Source organism: Cellulophaga sp. BC115SP (assembly GCF_009905545.1).
Lineage (GTDB): Bacteria > Bacteroidota > Bacteroidia > Cytophagales > Spirosomataceae > Flectobacillus > Flectobacillus rivi.
Genome location: NZ_JAAALB010000116.1, coordinates 1 through 2,245 on the forward strand (window position 1 = coordinate 1; position 2,245 = coordinate 2,245).

The window sequence follows — 2,245 nt, forward strand, 5'->3', positions numbered from 1 at the left end:
TCATAATACTTACCTAAAGTTAAAAAATATCACACTTTCTAAACTTTTAATCTGTACTATTTTTGGGGAAGCTTACAGTACATTTTTACCAGATTTAATTCCTGCTAAACGCATTTCAACATTTTTAACAGTTTTCTTTGGGTTGGTATGTAAATCCAATTCGGCACAAGTATAACATCGAGCCCGATTATCTAAATCTAATAACAGAGATGATTTTTGATTAGAGATATATCCAAATTGTAAATAGGTCAAAACCATATAAATATAATTACAGTTTTCCTCTTTAACATCACACTTACTTAGATCTAAAATCCCACCAACTTCTAATAACTCATTCCATTCATTTAATTTCTCGGTTACCTTTTCAGCATACTCTTGGGTTTCTTGTAGTATATTACTATCATCCAAACAATCGGCTAGTTTGAGTTGATACAAATTCACCAGTATCTGTTTCTTGCCTCCTGTGGATGAAAAGTTTGGGATGTGTGGACTTGTTAAGCAATCTGACTTTACATACATAAAAAGCTCTTAACTAACAGATAGTTAAGAGCTTTTGTATAAATACTTATTCTACATCACTTCGTTTTATCCAGCCTTCGATGGTTTTACCTGTCCATTTATCATTTTTTTCTGGATAGTATATGATTTTTAGCCAATTATCATTTTCTTCTATCACTTCTACTGGGTCATTTTGGAGTAGATACATATCTGTTTTCCTGTATTTGGATGAGTGTAAATATGTCTTATTTTTGATTAGTTTATAATTAACTGCTAAGAATTCACGAATGTAATTTATTTTATTTTTTCTGGATTGTCTAAGTAAATAACCTATATACTTATTTGGTAATCTTTCAACTTTTGAATAATAAAATTCATTTACGTTGATGATAACCATCGACTTCCCATCGTCACTAAATTCAAAACCAGAGGGTGAACTATTTTTATTAAAACAAAGCTGAAAATTTTCATGTAAATTGAAATCAGAAATACAATCTTTACAACCATTTTTATCCTTTGCCACAGTGAAGCAAAAAGAATTTATGGAAACAGATAAGCTTGTATCTGATATACAAGTAATCATTAAATAACTATTTCTTTCATTAAAAACCCAATAGCTTTCTTCTTTAAATACTTTAAATACGTCTTCATTAATCTCACATTTCCAAACACCGACAAAATTTTTCTTTTGACCATAGATAGCCAGAGGCAAAATTGAGAAAAATATAATTAACTTTAGTTTACAAATCATTTGATTATTTTTTTAAAATTAGAATTGCATTATCCTTATGTTCTTTTCTAGTTTCTCTTAAAGAATATCCTCCATTGACCTTATAAGTGACAGAATCTGTATCATCTAAATCAGCAGAAGAATTACATTCTTTCATTTTCCAATAATACATTGCAGCCAACATGGCTATCTCTGTGTTGTTTTCCAACTCATCAATATGACCTCCCTCAGAAGCATGTTTATGGAAATATTTTTTGTTAGAGCTATTTTCAGGGGCAGTATTCCATGCATTACTTAATTGAGTATAGTTTGATTTGCCTGTTAAATGAATAAAACCTCTGCCCAAAAAAGTTGAACCATCTTTTGAAGCAGGAGAACCATTTCCTAAATCACCACTGCTACCAGGTTTTCTTGCTGAACATGAATAAACGTAGTCAAATAATTCAGCAGAGCAAATATATTTTTGTTTGATTGGTAAGGATATATCAGGAACACCAGGATTACAAGGCACTGTTGAAGTTGAAGTAGCACAAGCAGAATAATCAACACAATTATATCCCTCAAATAAATCACAATATTTAGAATATCGAGCAAATTGATTTCTTATTGAGCTTTCTCGATAACAAGGCACTTCTTTTAGGGCAGTTAATGGCTTTCCACGATTTGCTCCTAAAATTCCGGTTGTTTCTGTGCCTATCTGCCCTAAAAAATGTGCCATTCTCAAGGGAGTATTTATCTCAAATTTATCACTGTATTTATTGATAATACTTGCTACTTCGTCACATCTCTCTTGTGGGGTACTCGAAAATATCTCATGTAACTGTGCTCCAGTAATAGGGAAAGTAGCTTGATGCTCTTGAACTTTACTACCCAAATACTTCCAAACGGCCTCGATTTTCTCTACTTTCTTTTCTTCATCTAATACGTTGATGCTTAAGATAATATTGCTTGAGTTGGGTACTGAAAAGTCTATCCCTGTACTTGCTTTTTGTTTGCTTTGTGGGTCTACTTCTATAT

The 2,245-nt window shown here is 31.6% G+C and carries 3 protein-coding genes; all 3 read right to left on the reverse strand.

The genetic code is table 11. The features are described from left to right. Window positions 1-72 precede the first annotated feature (72 nt). Window positions 73-408, reverse strand: a complete 336-nt coding sequence (locus GVN22_RS27000) for a hypothetical protein (RefSeq protein WP_166554111.1) — start codon at window positions 406-408, stop codon at window positions 73-75. 157 nt (window positions 409-565) lie between these two features. Continuing rightward, the gene (locus GVN22_RS27005; RefSeq protein ID WP_166554112.1) at window positions 566-1,249 is read right to left on the reverse strand and encodes an SH3 domain-containing protein; all 684 of its coding nucleotides are present in this window, start codon (window positions 1,247-1,249) and stop codon (window positions 566-568) included. Window positions 1,250-1,253: 4 nt separating this feature from the next. Further along, window positions 1,254-2,245: hypothetical protein (locus tag GVN22_RS27010; protein ID WP_166554113.1), on the reverse strand; the 992-nt coding region annotated here is incomplete at its 5' end.

What these genes read in the sequence shown, in the direction of transcription:
- GVN22_RS27005 (WP_166554112.1), bottom strand. Translation starts at nt 1,249, where the DNA reads ATGATTTGTAAACTAAAGTTAATTATATTTTTCTCAATTTTGCCTCTG.